The organism is Rhizobium cauense (assembly GCF_019511525.1).
Classification (GTDB): Bacteria; Pseudomonadota; Alphaproteobacteria; order Rhizobiales; family Rhizobiaceae; genus Rhizobium; species Rhizobium cauense.
Genome location: NZ_JAEUAT010000086.1, coordinates 1 through 379, shown reverse-complemented (window position 1 = coordinate 379; position 379 = coordinate 1). Strand labels below are relative to the sequence as shown.

General features: G+C 52.5%; 1 rRNA gene. It reads left to right on the top strand.

Annotated features, from left to right (window positions below):
* Positions 1 to 379: ribosomal RNA gene (locus JNB88_RS33250) — 23S ribosomal RNA — on the top strand; the annotation flags it as partial.

Here is a 379-nt window from a genome sequence, read left to right as displayed (position 1 = left end):
GTGGATGCCTTGGCATGCACAGGCGATGAAGGACGTGATACGCTGCGAAAAGCCGTGGGGAGCTGCGAATAAGCTTTGATCCATGGATCTCCGAATGGGGCAACCCACCTTAAATGCTTGGAAAATCATTTTGGTTGTCGAACCTTGGGTTCGACGTTGCGGCGAACGATCGCCGACGGCCTCTGGCCTGTATGGGAACTTCCTATTACAGCGCAGAGCGCGTCGCCGGTCGTCCGGCGCAAGAACCAAAATGGTTTCCAAGCATTGTGATAAGGTATCTGCACCTGAATAAAATAGGGTGTAAGAAGCGAACGCAGGGAACTGAAACATCTAAGTACCTGCAGGAAAGGACATCAACCGAGACTCCGCAAGTAGTGGC